17 protein-coding genes and 1 pseudogene are annotated in these 20,025 nt (G+C 70.1%); 13 read left to right on the top strand and 5 right to left on the bottom strand.

Going from position 1 to position 20,025, the window contains the following annotated elements:
* Positions 1-159: 159 nt before the first annotated feature.
* The 4 genes and pseudogenes from Actob_RS11700 to Actob_RS11685 all read right to left on the bottom strand — a co-directional run bounded on the left by Actob_RS11700 (position 160) and on the right by Actob_RS11685 (position 6,623).
* Entirely contained in the window at positions 160-2,955 is a 2,796-nt protein-coding gene (locus Actob_RS11700; protein ID WP_284920114.1) for a transglycosylase domain-containing protein, read from the bottom strand.
* Positions 2,956-3,146: 191 nt separating this feature from the next.
* A complete protein-coding gene (locus tag Actob_RS11695) occupies positions 3,147-4,361 on the bottom strand; it encodes a glycosyltransferase family 4 protein (protein WP_284920113.1) in 1,215 nt (404 codons plus the stop codon).
* 165 nt (positions 4,362-4,526) lie between these two features.
* A pseudogene (locus tag Actob_RS11690) lies at positions 4,527-5,719 on the bottom strand (MFS transporter).
* 127 nt (positions 5,720-5,846) lie between these two features.
* Positions 5,847-6,623, bottom strand: coding sequence for an IclR family transcriptional regulator domain-containing protein (locus Actob_RS11685; RefSeq protein ID WP_284920110.1), 777 nt, complete (start codon positions 6,621-6,623; stop codon positions 5,847-5,849).
* Positions 6,624-6,725: 102 nt separating this feature from the next.
* On the opposite strand from Actob_RS11685, the gene Actob_RS11680 reads away from it, so the two are divergent.
* Genes Actob_RS11680 through Actob_RS11665 form a run of 4 tightly spaced genes read left to right on the top strand, consistent with a single transcriptional unit; the run spans position 6,726 to position 10,036 of the window.
* The gene (locus tag Actob_RS11680; protein ID WP_284920109.1) at positions 6,726-7,694 is read left to right on the top strand and encodes an ABC transporter substrate-binding protein; all 969 of its coding nucleotides are present in this window, start codon (positions 6,726-6,728) and stop codon (positions 7,692-7,694) included.
* Positions 7,691-8,476 carry an ABC transporter permease gene (locus Actob_RS11675; RefSeq protein ID WP_284920108.1) on the top strand — a complete coding sequence of 262 codons (786 nt, stop codon included), beginning with the start codon at positions 7,691-7,693 and terminating at the stop codon, positions 8,474-8,476. Before Actob_RS11680 ends, Actob_RS11675 begins: the two co-directional genes overlap by 4 nt.
* A 29-nt stretch (positions 8,477-8,505) precedes the next feature.
* Entirely contained in the window at positions 8,506-9,252 is a 747-nt protein-coding gene (locus Actob_RS11670) for an ABC transporter permease (RefSeq protein WP_284920107.1), read from the top strand.
* Between the two features lie 10 nt (positions 9,253-9,262).
* Positions 9,263-10,036 (top strand): ABC transporter ATP-binding protein, encoded by a 774-nt coding sequence (locus Actob_RS11665; RefSeq protein WP_284920106.1) that lies wholly within the window; start codon positions 9,263-9,265, stop codon positions 10,034-10,036.
* 1,108 nt (positions 10,037-11,144) lie between these two features.
* On the opposite strand, the gene Actob_RS11660 is transcribed toward Actob_RS11665, so the two are convergent.
* Complete coding sequence (locus Actob_RS11660; protein WP_284920105.1) at positions 11,145-12,752, bottom strand: alpha/beta hydrolase; 1,608 nt, start codon at positions 12,750-12,752, stop codon at positions 11,145-11,147.
* A 218-nt stretch (positions 12,753-12,970) separates the two neighbouring features.
* On the opposite strand from Actob_RS11660, the gene Actob_RS11655 reads away from it, so the two are divergent.
* The 9 genes from Actob_RS11655 (at position 12,971) to Actob_RS11615 (ending at position 19,868) form a co-directional block, all read left to right on the top strand.
* Positions 12,971-14,470: a M28 family metallopeptidase gene (locus Actob_RS11655; RefSeq protein ID WP_284920103.1), complete on the top strand. Its 1,500-nt coding sequence runs from the start codon at positions 12,971-12,973 to the stop codon at positions 14,468-14,470.
* Positions 14,471-14,573: 103 nt separating this feature from the next.
* Complete coding sequence (locus Actob_RS11650) at positions 14,574-14,753, top strand: hypothetical protein (RefSeq protein ID WP_284920102.1); 180 nt, start codon at positions 14,574-14,576, stop codon at positions 14,751-14,753.
* Positions 14,754-14,919: 166 nt separating this feature from the next.
* Positions 14,920-15,372 (top strand): hypothetical protein, encoded by a 453-nt coding sequence (locus Actob_RS11645; RefSeq protein ID WP_284920101.1) that lies wholly within the window; start codon positions 14,920-14,922, stop codon positions 15,370-15,372.
* A 9-nt stretch (positions 15,373-15,381) separates the two neighbouring features.
* On the top strand, positions 15,382-15,660 hold the full coding sequence (locus tag Actob_RS11640) for a hypothetical protein (RefSeq protein WP_284920100.1): 279 nt from the start codon (positions 15,382-15,384) through the stop codon (positions 15,658-15,660).
* Between the two features lie 20 nt (positions 15,661-15,680).
* Positions 15,681-15,887 carry a hypothetical protein gene (locus tag Actob_RS11635; RefSeq protein ID WP_284920099.1) on the top strand — a complete coding sequence of 69 codons (207 nt, stop codon included), beginning with the start codon at positions 15,681-15,683 and terminating at the stop codon, positions 15,885-15,887.
* 96 nt (positions 15,888-15,983) lie between these two features.
* Positions 15,984-16,535: a DUF2510 domain-containing protein gene (locus Actob_RS11630; RefSeq protein WP_284920098.1), complete on the top strand. Its 552-nt coding sequence runs from the start codon at positions 15,984-15,986 to the stop codon at positions 16,533-16,535.
* A 190-nt stretch (positions 16,536-16,725) separates the two neighbouring features.
* Positions 16,726-17,172, top strand: a complete 447-nt coding sequence (locus Actob_RS11625; protein ID WP_284920097.1) for a hypothetical protein — start codon at positions 16,726-16,728, stop codon at positions 17,170-17,172.
* Entirely contained in the window at positions 17,172-17,843 is a 672-nt protein-coding gene (locus Actob_RS11620) for a class F sortase (protein WP_284920096.1), read from the top strand. The genes Actob_RS11625 and Actob_RS11620 overlap by 1 nt, the downstream gene beginning before the upstream one ends.
* Before the next feature lie 183 nt (positions 17,844-18,026).
* The gene (locus Actob_RS11615; RefSeq protein WP_284920095.1) at positions 18,027-19,868 is read left to right on the top strand and encodes an adenylyl cyclase; all 1,842 of its coding nucleotides are present in this window, start codon (positions 18,027-18,029) and stop codon (positions 19,866-19,868) included.
* Positions 19,869-20,025 lie beyond the last annotated feature (157 nt).

Below are 20,025 nucleotides of genomic sequence, written 5' to 3'. Positions count from 1 at the left end.
CCGCGGGTGGCGCCGGGTCGGCCGGATGTCGTTGCTCCGGTGGCAGCTCGGTCACGGGCCCTCCTCATCGATCGGGTTCGCACACTCTAGGGGCTGCGAGCCCGGAAATCTACGTTGGGACGACACCGTACCGCCGCGACGACGCAGAGTGAGCCGGCGTCAGCGGTTCCGCGACGGCCGGCCCCTGCTCGCCGAATCGCTCGGCGTGGGCACCGAGACCGACGGCGCCGGCCCGGACGAGACCGGATCGGACGGCGAGGACGACGGCGACACCGACGGCGAGGCGGAATCGGACACCGACGGCGAGAGCGAGGGCGACGACGAGACCGACGGCGACACCGACGGTGCCGGACTGCTGGCGCTGGCCCGCGGTCCCGGCAGCGGCTTGCTGACGACCGTCGTCTCCGGCTGATCGAACGTCCACCCGTCCGCGAGCAACTGCGGGATCAGCTTGCGCAACGCCGCGACCGTCTGCTTCCGATCACCACCGCCGTCGTGCACCAGCACCACCGCCCGCGGCGTGAGCTGCTGCTTGATCCGCGCGGCGATCACGTCGGCGCCGGGCAGCAGCCAGTCGTCCGGGTCGACGACCCAGCCGAGCGGCGTGTGCCCCGCCTTCCCGCCGGCCTTCGCCGACGGACCGAAGTCGCCGTACGGCGCGCGGTAGTAGGTCACCGTCGCACCGGGCACGGCCTCAGCGATCGCGGCGTCCGCCTCGGCGATGTCCGCGCGGCTCTTCGCCTCGGAGAGAATGCCCAGGTCGTCGTGGTGCATCGAGTGGTTGCAGAGCCGGTGCCCGTCGGCGACGATCCGGCGCACCAGCTGCGGGTACCACGTCGCGTTCTCGCCGACCACGCAGAACGTGGCCTTGACGTGGTACTGCGCGAGCAGATCCAGGACCGCCGGGGTGTCCTCGGCCGGGCCGTCGTCGAAGGTGAGCGCGAGCCGCTTGCCGGCGTGTTCGGTGCGCACCACCGGCTGGTAACCGGCCGCGGCGGCGTGCAGCGTGGTGACCGAGTCCGGATTCTTCTCGTCGTGGCCGGTCTTGCCGAAGTCGCCGGCGTCGGTCCGCCCGACGTGCGCGGGCCGCGGCAGCGCGCTGACCGGGGTGCCCCGCAGCGCCGACCGGGTGAAGTCGCGCCACAGGTAGGACGGCATGGTGTCGCCCTCGATGCGCTTGTTCCTCGCGTCGCGCAGCGGCCCGGGTTTCGCCTTGCCGATCCAGACCACACTGGCCAGCTCGGGCGTGTACCCGGCCATCCAGGCGTCCTGGTTGTCCAGGGTGTCCCGGTACTGCTGGGTGCCGGTCTTGCCGGCCGCCGGGCGGCCCGGGGTGATGCCGTGCTCCTTCACCACCGAGGTCAGTACGGTGGTGACGTCCGCGGCGATCTTCGGGTCGAGCACGGTGGCCGGGGTGTCCGGTGTGGTGTATCCGGAGCCGTCGGCGCCGGTCACCGACTCCACGAAGTGGCGCTGGTGACGGACCCCGTTGCCGGCCAGGGTGGCGTAGACGGTCGCCAGGTCACCGGGGACGACCGGGTAGCGGCCCAGCGCGATGTCCCCGCGGGTCTTCCCCGGCGCCGGGTCGCCCTTCACGTCGACCATCGATTTCCGGCCGTCGTATTTCTCCGGGATGCCCAGGCGTACGGCCATGTCCCGCACCCGGTTCGGCCCGATCTGCGCGGTCACCGCGTAGAACGGGGTGTTCAGCGAGTCGACCATGGCGTGCTGCAGCGTGCACTCGGCGCACTGCAGGTTGTCGTGGTTGCGCAGCGGCACGCCGCGGTCCGGGAACAGCCGTGGCGAGCTGCCGTCCCAGCGCGACTGGTAGGCGATGCCCCGGCCCAGCGCGGCCGCCAGCACGATCGCCTTGAACGTCGAGGCGGCCGGGTGCGGGGCCGACGCGTTGTCGAAATACCCACTGCCGTGCTCGCCGCCGTAGTAGGCACGCACCCCGCCGGTCGCCGGGTCGAGCGCGACCAGGGCGGCCCGCAGCCCGGCCGGCTGCCCGTGCAGGTGTGCCCGCACCGAGTCCACAGCGGCCCGCTCGGCCGCCTGCTCGAGGGTGGTGACCACCCGCAGGCCCTGGGTGTGCAGCTGCCGGGAGGAGATGCCGTGCCCGGCCAGCTCCCGCTCCACCTGGTCGACGACCAGGCCGAGCGGGCCGCCGATCGCCGATCCGGCCGGCCGGATGTCCGGGTACGTCACCGTCGCCGGGTCGATCAGGCCGGCGTCCCGGGCCGTCGCGAAGATCCAGTTCCAGCGTCGCCGGGCGGCCGTCGCGTCGTGGTCCGGGTCGTACGTCCAGGGGTCCTTGATGACCGCGGCCAGCACCGCGCTCTGGGCGAAGTCGAGCCGGTCCGGGGTCACCCCGAAGTAGGCGTTCGCGGCGGCGGCGATCCCGTACGCGCCGCGACCGTAATAGATCGTGTTGAGGTAGCGGGCGAGGATCTCGTCCTTGCCGTACTGCCGCTCCAGGTTCACCGCGAGCGCCAGCTCCTGCATCTTGCGGTCCACGGTGACGCGCTGGCTCAGGAAGGCGTTCCGGGCGTACTGCTGGGTGATCGTCGAGGCGCCCTGGCGCTTGCCGCTCACGTCGGCCACCATCGCGCGGGCCACCCCGCGCAGCGACACCCCGGCGTGGTCGTAGAAGTCGCGGTCCTCGGCGAGCAGCACCGCCTGACGCAGGGCCGGCGAGATCGCCGACAGCGGCACGTCGTTGTGGTCCGTCGCGCCGACCCGGGCCAGGATGGTCTTCCCGTCCCGGTAGTACAGGACCGACGCCTGCGGCTGCGGCGCGGCGCCGGGCACCGGCACGGATTCGATGTACGCCTCGGCGGCGCCGGCACCGGCGGCACTCCAGAACATCAGCACTGCGGCGACGGTGGTGACGGCCCGGCGCCAGCGAGCGGGACGCTTGGCGGCCGGTTCGGGATCGGTCGATTCTTCCTGCACATCCGCCTAGACGGAATTCAGTCAGGTAAATGTTGACTGTAATTTTGCGTCACCACGTGATCACTGCGAATACCGGCATGCTGACCAGCGGTTTCGTGATGTTGCAAGCAAAGGCGATGAGATTCGTCGCAAAATCGCGGCGGCGTCGCCGGGTATCGCGATGCGGTACCCGGCGACGCCGGGGCATCCGGTCAGGCGGCCGGGGTGCCGTCCAGGACCGGGCCGGCGGCCGGGTGGGTCCGGTGCCGTGCCAGGTCGGCGAAGAGCTCCTCCCACCGGGCGAGGATGACCGGCGACTCGTACTGCGCGGCGGTGGCCCGGGCGGCCGCGCCCAGGGTCTCCCGTTCGGCCGGACTCTCGATCAGGCGGATCATGCCGGCGGCCAGGCCGGGGACGTCCTCGGCCGGGATCAGCAGGCCGTTGGCGCCGTCGTCGACAACGTCCGCCGGGCCGGTCGGGCAGTCGAAGGCGACCACCGGCAGGCCGGTGCTCATCGCCTCCAGCAGGACCATCGGCAGGCCCTCCTTGCGGGAGCTGAGCACGAAGATGGACGCCTTGGCGAGTTCGGCGTCCAGGGTGCGGCTGAGGCCACGGAGCCGGACGGCGTCGCCGAGACCGCGCTCCGCGATCAGGTCGGTCAGCTGCCGGCGCTGCCGACCCTCGCCGAAGATGTGCAGCTGCCAGTCCGGGTGCCGCTCGTGGACCTGCTCGAACGCCTGGACGAGCAGGTCGAAGCCCTTCTGCCGGGTGAGCCGGCCGGCCGCGACCAGGATCGGGGTACGTCCCCGCACGGGCGCCGCCGGTCGGGGCGGGATGCCGTTCGGGATGCGCTCCAGGCGCACCGCGTCACCCAGCGCCTCGCGGTAGGCGGCGTGGTCGGCGCGGGTCAGCACGGACACCGCGTCCAGCCGGGGGTAGGCGTGCCGGATCGCGGACTGCAGCCGGGGCCGGTAGCTGCGGAAGTTCATGTGGTCCTGGCCGATCCGGATCAGCCGGCGCGGCGCGAACCAGGCGGACAGCAGGTTCAGCGCGGGACGGGTGGTGATCAGTACGCCGTCCCGCTGGGCGCGCATGTACCGGATCAGCTTGAGGTCCACCAGCGGGTCCCACCGGTTGTACCGGAAGTCCCGGCCGTGCGGCAGCGGATTGCGCGCCGCGCGGGTCTTGCGCCACCACCGGGAGTTGGTGCCCGGCTTGTCGGTCCACCGCGAGCCGTCCTCGCGCAGGTCGGTCAGCGAGACCAGCCGCACCCGCGGGTCCAGCGGGAACCCCGGCTGCTCGGTGCGCCGGTACACGCTGGCGATCTCGACGTCGTGGGTGGCGCACAGCGCGTTCGCCTGATTGAAGACCGTGCGGATGGTGCCGCCGATCCCATACGCGTTGTGCAATAGAAACCTGATGTTCACGCGGCACAACCTATGGTCCGGTGTCAATGATCGGCGGACGCGCCGAGCGTTGTCGCGCCGATCCACCAGCCGTCGCCGGATGTTTCGTACAAATCAGCCGCTATTCCGCAGGGAATTCGTCACCGAATGGTCGCGGTGTGTCGGCAGCTCGTTACTTTGCGATTTTCATGCGAATAGCTTGGCGGCGGTCAGGACGGTCTGGACTATGCCGTAACCGAGCAGAACGGCCACCAGCGCCCAGGAGAGCACCAGGCGGAGGGCGGAACCGGAGCCGGTCATGCGGCGGCCTCCTTGTCGACGGTGGTGGGCGCGGCCGCGACGGCGGTCGCCGGGGCGGCCGATTCGTGATGGCGGGACGGGACCGGGCGGATCAGGAGGTTGGCCACGAACCCGACGGCCAGGACGCCGACCAACGACCAGGCGAACCGGCCCGCCATGTTGAACAGGGACAGGACACCGACGAAACCGCCGGCCGCCGCCACACTGACCGCGGAGACCCCACCCGTACGGAAGAAGTCCTGAATCATCGGACTGGCCTGTTCCAGAATGCCGATGCCGGCTGTCACATTGCAGAACAGCACGATCCAGAGCAACCAGAACGAACGGGTCTTGAGCGCGTTGGCGGCGGACACGTGCGCGGTGGTGACCAGCGGCTTGGCCGCGACGGTGGCCGGATCCCAGCCGGCCGGGCGCCAGCCGGGGGCGGGCACCCGGATGTTCGCCACCCCGAACATCATGATCAGGAAGTAGCCGATGCCCAGGGTCAGGAAGAGCAGGACCAGCGCGCGGCCGTCGGCGACCGAGCCGGACACGCCGGGGTCGTAGTCCGGGTCGTAGCGGGCGAGCAACTGCCGGGAGGCGGGGCTGGCGATCAGCGCGCCGCCACCGAAGCCCATGATGGCCAGGCCGGTGGCCAGGCCGGGCCGGTCCGGGAACCATTTGATCAGGGTGGAGACCGGCGAGATGTAGCCGATGCCCAGCCCGATGCCGCCGAGCACGCCGTACCCGAGATAGACCAGCCAGAGCTGGCGGGTGCCGATGCCGAGCGCACTGACCAGGAAGCCGGTGGACCAGAAGCAGGCGGAGACGAACATCGCCTTGCGCGGTCCGTTCGCCTCGACCCAGGTGCCGCCGAGCGCGGCGGAGAGGCCGAGCATCACGATCGCGATGCTGAAGATGACGCCGATGGCGGTCTGGCCGGTGCCGAAGTGCGCGATGAACGAGTTCTTGTAGACGCTGGTGGCGTAGACCTGGCCGATGCACAGGTGCACCGCGAGCGCGGCCGGCGGGATCAGCCACCGGTTCCAGCCCTCGGGCGCCACAGTGTGTTTGTGGTCGAGCACGGCGAACAGGGACATGACGGGCGCCTCCCCTCCGGCGCCCATCATCGAACACATTCGATCCACAACGCAACAATCCCGGCGTCAAACGTCGCCGGGAGCCCACCGTGCGGACGAGGGTGGCGAAAACCACACCTGTGAATATCTACCGGTGCGGCGTCGCGATCCTGAGGTCCGCCTCGATCGCCGCGGTGGCCGCCAACAGCGGCGGAAGCAGCCGCTCCCGGATCGTCTCGACGGTGGCCCGGGCCGCGTGCACGGAGATGTTGAGCGCACCGGCGGCGTTGCCGGCGCGGTCCCGGATCGGCGCGGCGATCGCCCGCAGCCCCTCCTCGAGTTCCTGGTCGACGACGGCATGGCCGCTCTCCCGGACCCGGTCCAGCTCGGCCCGGAGCGCCTCGGGAGAGCTGATCGTACGGTCGGTGAGCGGCTCCAGCTCGACCCGCGCCAGGTACCCGTCCAGCTCCGCCCCGGGCAGCGCGGCCAGCAGCACCCGGCCCATCGAGGTGGCGTACGCCGGGAAGCGGGTCCCGACGTTGATCGCCACGCGCATGATCCGGGAGGTCGGCACCCGGCTGACGTAGACGATGTCGTCACCGTCCAGCACGGACAGCGACGACGACTCACGCACCTCACCGACCAGGCGCTCCATGTGCGGCTCGGCGACCTCGGGCAGGGTCAGTCCGCCGAGGAACGCGTAACCCAGCTCCAGCACGCGCGGGGTCAGCGAGAACAGCCGGCCGTCGGTGCGGACGTAGCCGAGGTCGGCGAGGGTCAGCAGGAACCGGCGGGCCGCGGCCCGGGTCAGTCCACACTGGCGGGCGACGTCACTGAGCGTCAGTTCGCGGTGTTCCGCGTCAAATGCACGGATCACCGCCAGCCCACGCTCCAAAGATTGAACGTAGTACGGTTCCCGCGTCATCGGATGATCGACACAAATCGTTGACGTGACACGAGCCACATCCTAGCGTTCTCTTGGAGAACTTCCGTTCGTTCTGCGCACAGATTCTACGGAGGAATAGATATGCGGCGGCGTTTGATCGCAGGCCTGGCCCTGGCCGTGGTGGCCAGCACGGTGGCGGCCTGCGGGTCCGACAAGGACTCGAGCGGCTCCGGCGGCTCGTCCGGCGGTGTGGACAAGGTGAAGGTCGGCGTCATCCCGATCATCGACGTCGCCCCCCTCTACCTGGGCCAGTCGAAGGGCTTCTTCAAGAACCGCAACATCGAGCTCACCATGGAGGCCGGCCAGGGCGGCGCGGCCATCGTGCCCGGTGTGGTCAGCGGCGAGTTCCAGTTCGGCTTCTCCAACCTGACCTCGCTGATGATCGCGCAGACCAAGAACGTACCGATCAAGGCGGTCGCGGCCGGTGTCGCGTCGACGAACGCGCAGGGCAAGGACTTCGGCGCGGTGGTGGTCAAGGCCGGCAGCCCGATCAAGACCGCCAAGGACCTGGCCGGCAAGAAGGTCTCGGTGAACACGCTGAAGAACATCGGTGACACCGTGACCCGCGAGTCGGTGCGCAAGGCCGGCGGCGACCCGAGCAACATCCAGTTCGTCGAGATGCCGTTCCCGAACATGCAGGCGGCCCTGGAGAAGGGCGACATCGACGCGGCCTGGGTGGTCGAGCCGCAGCTCTCCACGATCAAGGCGGCCGGCGGTCGCGAGGTGGCCTCGACCTTCGTGGACGCCGCGCCGAACCTGACCATCGCGGCCTACTTCACCTCGCAGAAGCTGCTCAGCGAGAACGCCGACCTGGCCAAGCGCTTCACCGAGGCGGTCAACGAGTCGCTGACCTACGCGGACGGCCACCCGGACGAGGTGCGCCAGGTCCTGAGCACCTACACCAAGATCGACGAGAAGACCCGCGCCGCGGTGGTCCTGCCGAAGTGGCCCGTCGAGATCAACAAGACGTCCGCGCAGACGCTCGCCGAGCTCGGCACCAAGGACGGGATCTTCGCCAGCGCTCCGGATCTGAACAAGCTGCTGCCGTGACCTCAGCACGCCGTGGCAACCCGGTCCTGCTCGGCTTCGCCGGGCTGGCCGGGTTGCTCGTCATTCTGGAGCTGTTGCCACGGCTCGGCCTGGTCAAGGACCGGTACCTGCCGCCGGCCAGCCGGATCGTGGCGGCGCTCGCCGACGAGGCGGGCACCGCCGCGTTCTGGCGGGCGCTCGGCGACACCCTGTACGCCTGGGCGATCGGCCTGCTCATCGCGGTGGCCGCCGGGGTCCTCGCCGGCCTGGTGATCGGTTCGGTGCCGGTGCTGCGGGCGCTGACCGCGTCCACGGTGGAGTTCCTGCGGCCGATCCCCTCGGTGGCGCTGATCCCGCTCGCCGTGCTCCTCTACGGCACCCGGCTGGGCTCCACCCTGCTGCTGGTCTGCTACGCCGCGTTCTGGCAGGTGCTGGTCCAGGTGCTGTACGGCGTGGCGGACGTCGACCCGGTCGCCGAGGAGACCGCCCGCAGCTACCGCTTCTCCACCTGGGGCCGGGTGCGGTACGTGCTCTGGCCGACCGCGCTCCCCTACGTCTTCACCGGTGTCCGGCTGGCCGCCTCGGTGGCCCTGGTCCTGGCGATCACCGCCGAGTTGGTGATCGGCGCGCCCGGGCTGGGCAAGGAGATCGCGACGGCGCAGAACTCCGACGCGGTGCCGACCATGTACGCGCTGATCGTGGTGACCGGCGCGCTCGGCGTGCTGATCAACCTGCTGACCCGTACCGGGGAGCGCCGGCTGCTCGCCTGGCACCAGTCCGTCCGGGGCGAGGTGGCGATCTGATGGGCGTACTCAAAAAGATCTTGTTTGCGGTGGTTTTGCCGATCGTGCTCTTCGCCGGGTGGTTCTGGCTCAGTGACGACAGCGAGAGCTTCTACGCACCGCCGCTGCGCACCATCTTCACGGCCTTCAAGGACACCTGGCAGCCGGAGCGGCTGCGTGCCGACGTGGCGCCCAGCCTGCTGCGGTTGTTCGCCGGGTACCTGCTGGCCGCCCTGATCGGGATCGGCCTGGGCGTGGCGATCGGCCTCAACCGGCGGCTGCGCGCGGTGCTGGAGCCGATCCTGGAATTCTTCCGCGCCATCCCGCCGCCGGTGCTGGTGCCGGTGATCATGCTGTTCGCCGGCATCGGCGACGGCATGAAGGTGATCGTCATCGTGTTCGGCTGTGTCTGGCCGATCCTGCTCAACACGGTGGAGGGCGTCCGCGCGGTGGACGGCGTGGTGCTGGACACCGCCCGCGCCTACGGCGTGACCGGGCCGGCCCGGATCACCCGGGTGATCCTGCCGTCGGCCTCCCCACAGATCGCGACCGGACTGCGCCAGGCGCTCTCCATCGCGATCATCCTGATGGTGATCAGCGAGATGTTCGCGGCCAGCAACGGCCTCGGCTTCACCATCGTGCAGTTCCAGCGCAGCTTCGCGATCCCGGAGATGTGGAGCGGGATCATCCTGCTCGGCCTGCTCGGCTTCGCGCTGTCGCTGCTGTTCCGGCTCGCCGAACGGCGGGCGCTGCGGTGGTACGAGGGGCTGCGCGCGGCGCGGCGCCGGGCCGGTTAGGAGGGCCACGATGCTCGAAGTGAAGGGCCTGCGGAAGGTCTACCGTGGCGGCGGCCGCGAGGTCGAAGCGCTTCGCGACCTGACGTTCACCGTCGAGGGCGGCGACCTGGTCTGCCTGGTCGGGCCGTCCGGCTGCGGCAAGACCACGCTGCTGCGGTGCGTCTCCGGCCTGCTGGCGCCGACCTCCGGCGACGTCCGGGTGGGCGGCAAACCGGTCACCGGGCCACCGCCGGGCATGGCGGTGGTCTTCCAGGAGTACGGCCGCAGCCTGTTCCCCTGGATGAGCGTGCGGGACAACGTGGAGCTGCCGCTCAAGCAGAAGGGCGTGGACCGGGCCCGCCGGCGGGAGCTGGTCGAGGGGGCGCTCGACGCGGTGGGGCTGGGCGGCACCGCCGGGGCGTACCCGTGGCAGCTCTCCGGTGGCATGCAGCAGCGGGTGGCGATCGCCCGGGCGGTCGCCTACGAGCCGGAGACGCTGCTGATGGACGAGCCGTTCGCGGCGGTCGACGCGCAGACCCGGGCCGATCTGGAGGACCTGGTCCGGGCGCTGTGGCAGCGGCTCGAGGTGACGGTGCTGTTCGTGACGCACGACATCGACGAGGCGGTCTATCTGGGCCGGCGGGTGGTGATGCTGTCCTCGTCGCCGACAGTGGTGCAGGACGAGCTGGTGGTCGACCTGCCGGCCGAGCGGGACCAACTGCACACCCGGGCGGATCCGCGGTTCATCGAGCTGCGGACCCGGGTCTACGAGCAGATCCAGCTGGCCAAGAAGGCGGCGCGGTAACAGCGCTGGGAAACCATGCGGCGGGTGGGAGGCCGCTTTCCCACACTGTTCTTCTTTTCGTACGGCGGGGAGCGCGCCGTTTCCTCGCCGGTGCGGCAGCGTCCCGTTCGCAGTGAACCGCCGATTTCGTGTCTTCGTCGGCGCGGCGTCCATTCCTCGGACATTCCGTCGACGCTGGTGTTGACAATAATGGAGTCGGGAGGATGGCACGATCGACTTCTTACAGTTGGCGTTGTGGGGGCGAGACAATTGACGTATGGGTCAGATGTCGTTGTTCGGGAGAGCGGAAGTCGCCCGCCTGCGGGATCGGACCGCATCACGTAATTATTCAGCCGAGCGTGACGAGTTTCGGCGCCGGCATGAAGTGCACCGGGATTGGGGTCTGCGGCAGCGCCACGGGCGGAAGCTGATGCGCTTGCGTCTGGCCCGGGCGGAGTCACGGGGTGCGGCACCGGTGGCAGCGCCCGCGCCCAGGCCTCTCGCGCCACCGGTACCGCGGGCAGCGCCAACGGCCGCGCCGCGGGCGGCCGCCATCCCAGCACCACAAGCCCTATCCGCACCGCAGACAGCGCCAACGGCCACCTCGCGGGCCGCCGTCGTTCCGGTGTCGCAAGCCTCACCGGCATCGCAGACAGCGCCAACGGCAGCGCTGCGGGCGGCCGCCGTCCCGGCGTCGCAAGCCTCACCGGCACCGGCTGCACAGCAGGCGGCGCGCAACCCGAGAGCCCACTCCGCTATCACCCCGGCACGGCTGCGGATCCTGCCTGCACGCGGTGGGCTGTTATTGAATGAGGGTGGTTTCTGTGCGCTGTTGGTAACGGTGACACTCAGGGTTCGTTGGAAAGATCGGGCTCGTCTGGGTCACCGGGCTGTGGCTGGGGTAGCAAAAGCGGGAGCAGCGGAATTTTTGTGCGCCCTGATGGAAGCGCATAGCTTCTTGTGTGGGGCAGTTTCGCGTCTTTCGGGTTTACCTATCTTGCCGCATTCTCTCAGGGTCGGGTGGGCGCTTACCCCTGGTGCTGCATTTTCCACGGGATGGGTGGGGGCAGCCGAAAGCGGCCCGGCGCCTGGTGGGCCGGGCCGCTTTGGGGACTTCTCCTACTTGCTCTTAGCGCAGGGTGAGGGCACCCGACGGGCGCACTGCGGCGCGCGAGCTGCCGTCGCTGGCCGAGGCGACGGCCTTGGCCGCCGGTGCGGTCGGGTCCGGCTGCGGGACCGGGTCACACTTGACGTCCGAGCGGTTGCCGTGCACTCGGGCCGGCAGCGAGCCGCTGGCCAGGTAATCGGCGATGATGTTGTCGGTGCAGGCGACGCCGTTGAGCGAACCGGCGTGCGTGGTGCCGCCGACGCCCTCGATCAGGACCGACTTCGGGAACAGCTGACGCACCCGCAGAGCGCCGTCGAACGGCGTGGCGGCGTCCTTGGTCTCGCTGATCAGCAGGATCGACGGCGCCTTCTTGCCGTTGATGTGCACCGGCTTGCCCGGCTTGGCGCCCCAGTTCAGGCAGGGCGCGTTGTACCAGGCGTTGTTCCAGGTGATGAACGGGTACTTGGCGTAGATCTTCCAGTTGTCCCGCTTCCACTTGGACCAGTTCTGCGGCCACTTCACGTCCGAGCACTGGGTGGCCAGGTACATGGCGTAGTTGTTGTCCGAACCGGCCGCGCCCGGCTCCGCGTAGAGCGCCAGCAGGGGGTCGGCGTTCTTGTCGTTCACCCAGGCGGCGAACGCCTTGGCGATCTCCTCCCAGCCGAACACGTAGTAGCCGGCCGAGACGAAGATGTCGTTCCACTCGTCCGGGCCGATCTTGCCGGCCGCCGGGGTCCGGCGCAGCTGCTGCAGCGTCGCGTAGTACTTGGCCTTCACCGACTTGGTGGTGGTGCCCAGGTGGTAGACCGAGTCGTACTTGGCGACCCAGGCGAAGTAGACGTCCATGTTCTTGTCGAACTGGATGTCCTGGTCCAGGTTGGCGTCGTACCAGACACGGTCCGGGTTGACCACGCCGTCGAAGACCGCCTTGCGCACCTTGTCCGGGTGCAGCGTGGCGTAGACCTGGCCGAGGTAGGTGCCGTACGAGAAGCCGTAGTAGTTGATCTGCTTCTGTCCGAGCGCCTTGCGCAGGCTGTCCACGTCGGCCACGGTGTCGGTGGTCTTCACGTGGTCGAGCAGCGCGCCGCCGGCCCGGTCGCACGCCTTGGCGTACCCCTTGGCCTTGGCCAGCCAGGTCTTCTCCAACTGGCGGTTGACCGGCACGTAGTACGGCCGGTTGTAGCCGAAGTAGTTCGGATCGCAGCTGAGCGCCGGCACGCTGGAGCCGACGCCGCGCGGGTCGAAGCCGATCCAGTCGAAGTAGTCACCGGCGCCGTTGGGCACGTACTCGCCGAGCACCGACAGGGTCAGGCCGGACCCGCCCGGGCCGCCCGGGTTGGTGATCATGACGCCCTGGTACTGGGCGTCGCTGGACTTGTGCTTGATCCGGGAGACCGCGACCTTGATCTTGGTCCCGCCCGGCTTGGCGTAGTCCAGCGGCACGACCAGGAAACCGCACTGCGCGCCGCGGGCCTGCAGGCCGGCGGAGGCGCAGGTGCCCCAGTCGATGGGTGGTGGGGTATAGCCGCCGTCGTGGCTACCCTTGGCCGCCGCGGCGGCCGGGATCGTTCCGGCGCCGATGAGCAGGCCGACCGAGGCGGCGACGGTGGCCGCCAGGATTTTCCGCATCCCTTGCCTTCCGTTGTCGAGACGCCCGCCGCACGTGGTGGGCGCGGGCGATCTTTCGCAGACTAGTCATTGAGGCATGGAGATGTGACACATCCGTTCCGGCTAATTTCCGGCCGGATCAAGCGATGGCCGAAGCCAAGATAGGTACTTATTGATATGAGGCACCGACCGAGGGTGACTGTCATGCTCGTCGATACTTGACCGGAAGGGACACCCCCGTGCGAGCACTTCCCCTGATCGGCGCCGCCGTGCTGACCGCCGGCCTCGCCGCCGCCCCGGCCCAGGCCGCGGCCGCCACACCGGACATCCCGGTGGCCAACGTCAAGGCCCACCTCGCCCAACTGCAGAGCATCGCGACCGCCAACGGCGGCAACCGGGCGCACGGCCGCCCCGGCTACCTCGCCTCGGTCACCTACGTGAAGAACCTGCTCGACCAGGCCGGGTTCACCACCACCCAGCAGAGCTTCACCTACAACGGCGCGACCGGGTACAACCTCATCGCCGACTGGCCGGGCGGCAACACCAACGACACCCTGATGGTCGGCGCGCACCTGGACAGCGTCACGGCCGGCCCGGGGATCAACGACAACGGTTCCGGCTCGGCGGCCAACCTCGAGGTCGCGTTGCAGGTGGCCCGCTCCGGTTTCCAGCCCACCCGGCACCTGCGATTCGGCTGGTGGGGCGCGGAGGAGCTGGGCCTGCGCGGCTCCACCGCGTACGTCAACTCGCTCTCCAGCGCGCAGAAAGCCGCGATCACCGGCTACCTGAACTTCGACATGGTCGCCTCGCCGAACCCCGGCTACTTCCTCTACGACGGCGACAACTCGGACAACACCGGCTCCGGCCCGGGCCCGGCCGGCTCCGCGCAGATCGAGCAGACCCTGGCCGACTACTTCACCTCGATCGGCGTGCCGACCCGCGGCACCGACTTCGACGGGCGCAGCGACTACGGCCCGTTCATCGCGGCCGGCATCCCGGCGGGCGGCATCTTCACCGGCGCCGAGGGCCGCAAGACGTCCGCGCAGGTGGCGCTCTGGGGTGGCACCGCCACCACGTTCGACCCCTGCTACCACTCCTCCTGCGACACCTCGGCGAACATCAACGACACCGCGCTGGACCGCAACTCCGACGCGATCGCCTACGCGGTCTGGACACTCGCCAACGGCGGCAGCACCCCGCCGGGCACCACCGTGTGGTCCGACGACTTCGAGACCGCGACCGGCTGGACCGCCGGCACCGCCGACACCGCCACCCTGGGCAGATTCGAGCGCGGCGATCCGGAGTCGACCAGCAGCTCCGGCGTCACCACCCAGCTCGGCACCGCGGCCGGCGGCACCTACGCCCTGGTCACCGGCGCGGCGGCGGGTGCCAGCGCGGGCGCCAACGACGTGGACGGCGGCGTCACCAGCCTGACCTCCCCGCAGATCACCCTGCCCACCGGCACGCTGACCCTGAACCTGTCCTGGTACCTCGCCTACCTCAACAACGCGACGAGCGCCGACTACCTGCGCGTCTCGGTGGTCACCGGCACGGGCACCACCACCCTGCTCACGCTGAGCGCCGCCGCCACCAACAAGGCCGCGGCCTGGACGACCGCTTCGGCAAACCTTTCGGCGTACGCCGGCCAGGCCATCCGCGTGCGGGTGGAAGCCGCCGACGCGGGAACGGCCTCGCTCGTCGAAGCCGCCGTGGACAACGTGAAGATCACCAAGGCCTGACCGCCCCACCTCGGGTCACGCGCCACGGACCATCGGTGTCACACCGGTCTACGATCATGGCGCGTGACCACGAGGCAGGTACGGGAATGCGGCGCGGCGTGATGTGGACCGGCGCCCCGGGTTCACCGAGGACTACGCCGCGCCGGATCCGGCGATCGCCAGGTTCGAGCCGGCGGTCACCAACAACGGGTCGCTGCTCGACGCGGCCGACGAGGACGACCGGTCCGAGACCACGCTCGGTCTGCCTCTGGACGCGGTCGAGGCTCGAGCCGCCCGACACTGACCAGCATCGGGACCGCCGCGGTCGCGTCGGCGAGGCCGTCCGGTCGCCCGCGGCCTCCGCACCGGCGTGTGCGGCGGGATCCAGCCGCTGACGCGCAGCGTCTTTCCCAGCCCGTCGTTGGCCTCGAAAATCTGGTGCAAGCTCCTGAACGATTAACGAACCACTGATGTCACCGGTCGACGCCGTACACCTGGAACTGCGGCAGCCACCGGACGAGCCGCAGGCGCGGCAGGCCATCTCGCGGGTCGCCGGCCTGCGTGACGTCGCCCTGGACGGGCGCACCCTGAGCGCCCGCGCCGACGACGGCGCGGCGGCCGCGCCGGCGAGGGCCGGGAGGGCCTGCCCAGGGAGGCACCGCATGACCACGCTGGTGACGCACACCTACTGGATGACGAACCGGCGGCTGAAGGTGCTGATCAAGCAGCCGGCCTTCGTGGTCATCCTGCTCGTGCAGCCGGCGATCTGGCTGTTCCTGTTCGGCAACCTGTTCCGCCGGATCGTCGAGCTGCCCGGCTTCGGCGCCGGCTCCTACCTCGACTACATCGTGCCCGGGGTGGTCGCCATGACGGCGGTCTCCTCGAACATGTGGTCCGGCATGGGCGTCCTCGAGGAGATCTAGCGCGGCACGATGAACCGGCTGCTCACCACCCCGGTGTCGCGTGGCGCGATCATGAACGCGCTGACCGTGGAGCAGGCGCTGTCGACAGCCGTGCAGGTGGTGGCGATCATCCTGCTCGGCCTGCTCGCCGGCGCGTCCTACCCGGGCGGGGTGGCCGGGCTGCTCGTGCTGGTGGTCTCGGCGCTGCTGCTCGGCACGATCTTCAGCGCGCTGTCGAACACCGTCGGGATGCTGGTCCGGCAACGGGAGACGATCATCGGGATCAACACCCTGCTGCTGCTCCGCTGACGTTCCTGTCGTCAGCGTTCATGGCCGGCACGCTGATGCCCTCGTGGATGCGGACGATCGCGAAGTTCAACCCGGTGAACTGGTCGCTGGACGCGGCCCGGGCGGCCATGCGGGACGCGCCGGACTGGGACGTCGTGCTGAGCCGGGGCGCCTGGCTGCTCGGGCTCGCGGTGATCATGCTGGTGCTCTCCACGCGCACGTTCCGGGCGTACCAGAAATCGGTGTGATCTATCGCGCGTAGCGCCGGGCCGCCGGAACCTCAAGGCGGCCCAACACCATCCGATGGTGCGGGTTCCCCGGAACGGAAACGAGGAGCCGCACCGATGACGATCCCCGCGCAGCCCGCCGGATGGTACGCCGACCCGAGCGGCCTGCCCGCCACCCGCTGGTGGGACGGGCAGCAGTGGACCGAACACCTGCAGCCGGGCCCGGCCGTGCTGCCGCCGACCGCCGGGCTGGGCGGCTACTACCCGGGCACGGCGCCGAGCGGGCCGCTGGTCCCGGGCGCGCACACGGTGGTGCCGGCCGATCCGGAGGGCGCGGAGATCTTCGCGACCCAGTCGAGCGGGGCGGTCGGCGCGGCCTTCCCGGCGGCCCGGCCGGGTGGCACGCCGACCGGCGGAGCACTGCCGGCCCCGCCGGCCGAGCAGATCGCCTACGTCATGCCGCCGGTCGACGGACCGGCCCTGTTCGCGCCGGCCGGACCGGTGATGCCGCCGGTGCCGGACGGTGATCCGGCCACACGGCCCGCCGCCCAGCACGCGACCGGGCTGCTCACCCACCCGTTGCTGCTGGGCGCTCTGATGGCCGTCCTGGTGGCCGGGCTCGTGGCCGTCGCGCTGCTGCGCTGGGCGGGCCCGGTACCGGTGCGCTGAAGCGGTGCCGCTGAGCCGGAGGCGGTGCACCAACGGGTGTCGGGGACCGGACAACACGCGATGCCACCCGTTCAGGCATGGAAAACCATGCCGGCTGGGTAGTTGACTTGTCATCGAAGCAAGCGGCCGGGACGACCGCTGATTCATCCGCACGCTCGGCCCGGCCGCCGGACCCCCGGAGGTCACGATCATGGCCGACTCCCCGGCACGCCGGAACTGGCTGGTCGCCCTGGGCATCGCGGCCCTGCTGCTGATCCTGGTGGCGCTGACGCTGGCCAACTGCGACAACGCCACCACGTCGAACTCGGCGGGTCCGGCCGCGTCGGCCAGCACCGAGACGCTGCCGCCGGTGACCGCCTCGGCGCCGCCCGGCACGCTCTCGCCCAGGGAGACCGGCGGCACCCTGGGCAACGCCACGCCGACCGGGGACGACCCGGCCGAGGTGCCGGTCGCCACGCCGTCGAAGAAGCCCAGGGCGTCGGCGACGACCAAGCGGACCCCGAGCGGCGGGGTGGACGCGGGTGGCGGCAGCGGCCTCGACGGGCGGCGCGCGTCGCTGCTCGTCGCCGGGGTGTTCCTGCTGATGGCGGCGCTGGTCACGGCACGGTTCGCGGTCGGCCGCGCGGCGCGCGACTGATGCCGGCACCGCGTCTGGAGATCCGGGACCGCCGGGCCGCGGCCTTCTCGCTGCTGCTCGCGATGCTCGGCGCCACGATCACCGCGATCGGTCTGCGGACCGACGACGCCCTCCCGCCCCCGGTGCTGGCCTGGGAGAGCGTGCCCGCCCCTCGCCCGCTGCCGACCTCCGCGACGAGCAGGAAACCGGGGCAGAAGCAGAAGCAGAAGCAGCTGCGGCCCTCGCCGCCGGACCGCCTGGACATCCCGGCGATCGGCGTGCACACCCCGGTCAGCGCGATCGGGCTGCGCGCCGACGGCACTCTCGACGTGCCGCCGCTGCGCTCGGACGCGCCGGCCGGCTGGTATCGCGGTTCGCCGACGCCGGGCGAGCCCGGTCCGGCGATCATCGTGGGCCATGTGGACACCGCGCGGGACGGGGCCGCCGTCTTCTTCCGGTTGCGGGAGCTCAAGGCGGGCGACAGCCTTTCGGTACGCCGGACCGACCGCTCCGTGGCGCGCTTCACGGTCACCAAGGTGGCCAGTTACCCCAAGAAGGCGTTCCCGAGCGACGAGGTCTACGGCACCACGCCCGGACCAAGCCTGCGACTGATCACCTGCGGCGGGTCCTTCGACAGGGACCGCCGCAGCTATCGCTCCAACATTGTGGTTTTCGCGTCGTTACTCCCGTGAAGACCCATAAGAGAGCGCTCCCGGGACCGGTTCCGACCTCTGAGAAGTCTTCAGGTTCCGGAACCTAGGTGGCTTGCCCGGATTGCAGCCCGTATGCCTTTTCCCGGCACTTGACATGGAGCTACGCCGATTGCTTCCGTGACCAGGTTCATTGCGATGTTGTTTCGGAAGGGGCTCCTCCGCATGACGAGAATCCGCCGGCTCGGCGCGGGTGCGTTCGCGCTCGGCCTGGCCGTCACGGCGATCACGGCGCAATCCGCGCCGGCCGCCGCGCACCCCTCCTCCGCGCCGGACCTGGGCGCCCACGTCACCGTCTTCGACCCGAGCATGCCGGTCAGCGAGATCCAGGCCACCCTGGACGCCGCGAACGCCAAGCAGGTCGACAACGAGATGGGCACCGACCGGTACGCCTTCCTCTTCAAGCCGGGCACGTACGGCACCGCCGACCAGCCGCTGCAGGTCAAGGTCGGCTACTACACCGAGATCTCCGGGCTGGGCGCCAACCCGGGCGACGTGGTGATCAACGGCAAGGTGGAGGTGTACAACCGCTGCCTGGAGAACGGCGGCACGAGCAACTGCCTCGCGCTGGTCAACTTCTGGCGGACCGTCTCCAACCTGACCGTCAACATCAACGCCAAGGGCCAGGACGGCTGCCGGTCGACGGCGAACTTCTGGGCCGTCTCGCAGGCCGTCTCGCTGCGCCGGGTGCAGTTCACCGGGGGCACCCTGTCGCTGATGGACTACTGCACCGCCGGCCCGCAGTACGGCAGCGGCGGCTACATCGCCGACGCCAAGGCGGAGACCATCGTGAACGGGTCGCAGCAGCAGTGGCTGACCCGCAACAGCGAGGTGGGCAGCTGGTCGAACGGCGTGTGGAACCAGGTCTTCGCCGGCGTCACCGGCGCCCCGGACGACGCGGCGTTCCCGAACCCGCCGTACACCACGCTGGCGCAGACCCCGGTCAGCCGGGAGAAGCCGTACCTCTTCGTCGACGCCGGCGGCAGGTACCAGGTCCGGGTGCCGGCCGTGGAGCGCGACACCGCCGGCGTCACCTGGGACTCCCCCGGCCGCACCATCCCGCTGAGCGACTTCTACGTGGCGAAGCCGGGCGACTCGGTCGCGAAGATCAACCTGGCCCTGGCGCTGGGCAAGAACCTGCTGTTCACGCCGGGTATCTACAACATCGACCGCACCATCGACGTGCTCCGGCCGAACACCGTGGTGCTCGGTCTCGGCCACGCCACGCTGACCGCGGTCAAGGGGGCCACCCCGCTGCAGGTCGAGGACGTCCCCGGCGTGGCCGTCGCGGGTATCTCGATCGACGCCGGCTCGCAGAAGTCGTCCGCGCTGCTGCGCGTCGGCCGCAAGGGCAGCCTCGGCCTTCTCACTACCCCGAAGAACCCCACCTCGCTGCAGGACGTCTACTTCCGGGTGGGCGGCCCGCACATCGGCAAGGCCGACGTGGCGCTCGAGGTCAACAGTGACCACGTGCTGATCGACCACACCTGGGTGTGGCGCGCCGACCACGGCGTCGAGGGCTTCACCGGCGGCGACACCGAGCGGTGGAACACCAACATCGGTACGTACGGCGCGGTGATCAACGGTGACGACGTGACCGCCACCGGCCTGTTCGTCGAGCACTTCCAGAAGTACAACACCGTCTGGAACGGCAACGGCGGCACCACGATCCTGTACCAGAACGAGCTGCCGTACGACCCGCCGACGCAGGCGGACTGGATGAACGGCTCGGTCGAGGGCTACGCCGGTTACAAGATCGGGGCCAAGGTCAAGACCCACCACCTGTACGGCGCCGGGGTGTACGTGTTCAACCAGAACAACCCGTCGATCCACACCGAGAACGGCTTCGAGGCGCCGCAGACGCCGGGCGTGAAGCTGCACCACATCATGACCGTCAACCTGAGCGCCGGCACGATCGACCACGTGGTCAACGGCGTGGGCGAGGCGGCCGACACCACGAAGATCGGTGTGCCGGTCTACGTGAACGACTACCCGGCCGTACCGTAAAGCGGTTCTGCTTTTGATCACACGCGGTGGTCACTCTCGCACGTGGGAGTGACCACCGCGTTTCTTCTCCCGGCGCTGCCGCATGGTGGACCGGCTCGTCCGGCCTGAGCGGCCACACCATCTGGTCGAGTGACCACCCTGATCGTGGCTACGGAAG

Source organism: Actinoplanes oblitus (assembly GCF_030252345.1).
Lineage (GTDB): Bacteria > Actinomycetota > Actinomycetes > Mycobacteriales > Micromonosporaceae > Actinoplanes > Actinoplanes oblitus.
This window is presented reverse-complemented; position numbering and strand designations above follow the sequence as displayed.

What these genes read in the sequence shown, in the direction of transcription:
- Actob_RS11685 (WP_284920110.1), bottom strand. Translation starts at nt 6,623, where the DNA reads ATGACGCGGGAACCGTACTACGTTCAATCTTTGGAGCGTGGGCTGGCG.
- Actob_RS11680 (WP_284920109.1), top strand. Translation starts at nt 6,726, where the DNA reads ATGCGGCGGCGTTTGATCGCAGGCCTGGCCCTGGCCGTGGTGGCCAGC.
- Actob_RS11665 (WP_284920106.1), top strand. Translation starts at nt 9,263, where the DNA reads ATGCTCGAAGTGAAGGGCCTGCGGAAGGTCTACCGTGGCGGCGGCCGC.
- Actob_RS11660 (WP_284920105.1), bottom strand. Translation starts at nt 12,752, where the DNA reads ATGCGGAAAATCCTGGCGGCCACCGTCGCCGCCTCGGTCGGCCTGCTC.
- Actob_RS11645 (WP_284920101.1), top strand. Translation starts at nt 14,920, where the DNA reads ATGTCACCGGTCGACGCCGTACACCTGGAACTGCGGCAGCCACCGGAC.
- Actob_RS11640 (WP_284920100.1), top strand. Translation starts at nt 15,382, where the DNA reads ATGAACCGGCTGCTCACCACCCCGGTGTCGCGTGGCGCGATCATGAAC.
- Actob_RS11635 (WP_284920099.1), top strand. Translation starts at nt 15,681, where the DNA reads ATGGCCGGCACGCTGATGCCCTCGTGGATGCGGACGATCGCGAAGTTC.
- Actob_RS11630 (WP_284920098.1), top strand. Translation starts at nt 15,984, where the DNA reads ATGACGATCCCCGCGCAGCCCGCCGGATGGTACGCCGACCCGAGCGGC.
- Actob_RS11625 (WP_284920097.1), top strand. Translation starts at nt 16,726, where the DNA reads ATGGCCGACTCCCCGGCACGCCGGAACTGGCTGGTCGCCCTGGGCATC.
- Actob_RS11620 (WP_284920096.1), top strand. Translation starts at nt 17,172, where the DNA reads ATGCCGGCACCGCGTCTGGAGATCCGGGACCGCCGGGCCGCGGCCTTC.
- Actob_RS11615 (WP_284920095.1), top strand. Translation starts at nt 18,027, where the DNA reads ATGACGAGAATCCGCCGGCTCGGCGCGGGTGCGTTCGCGCTCGGCCTG.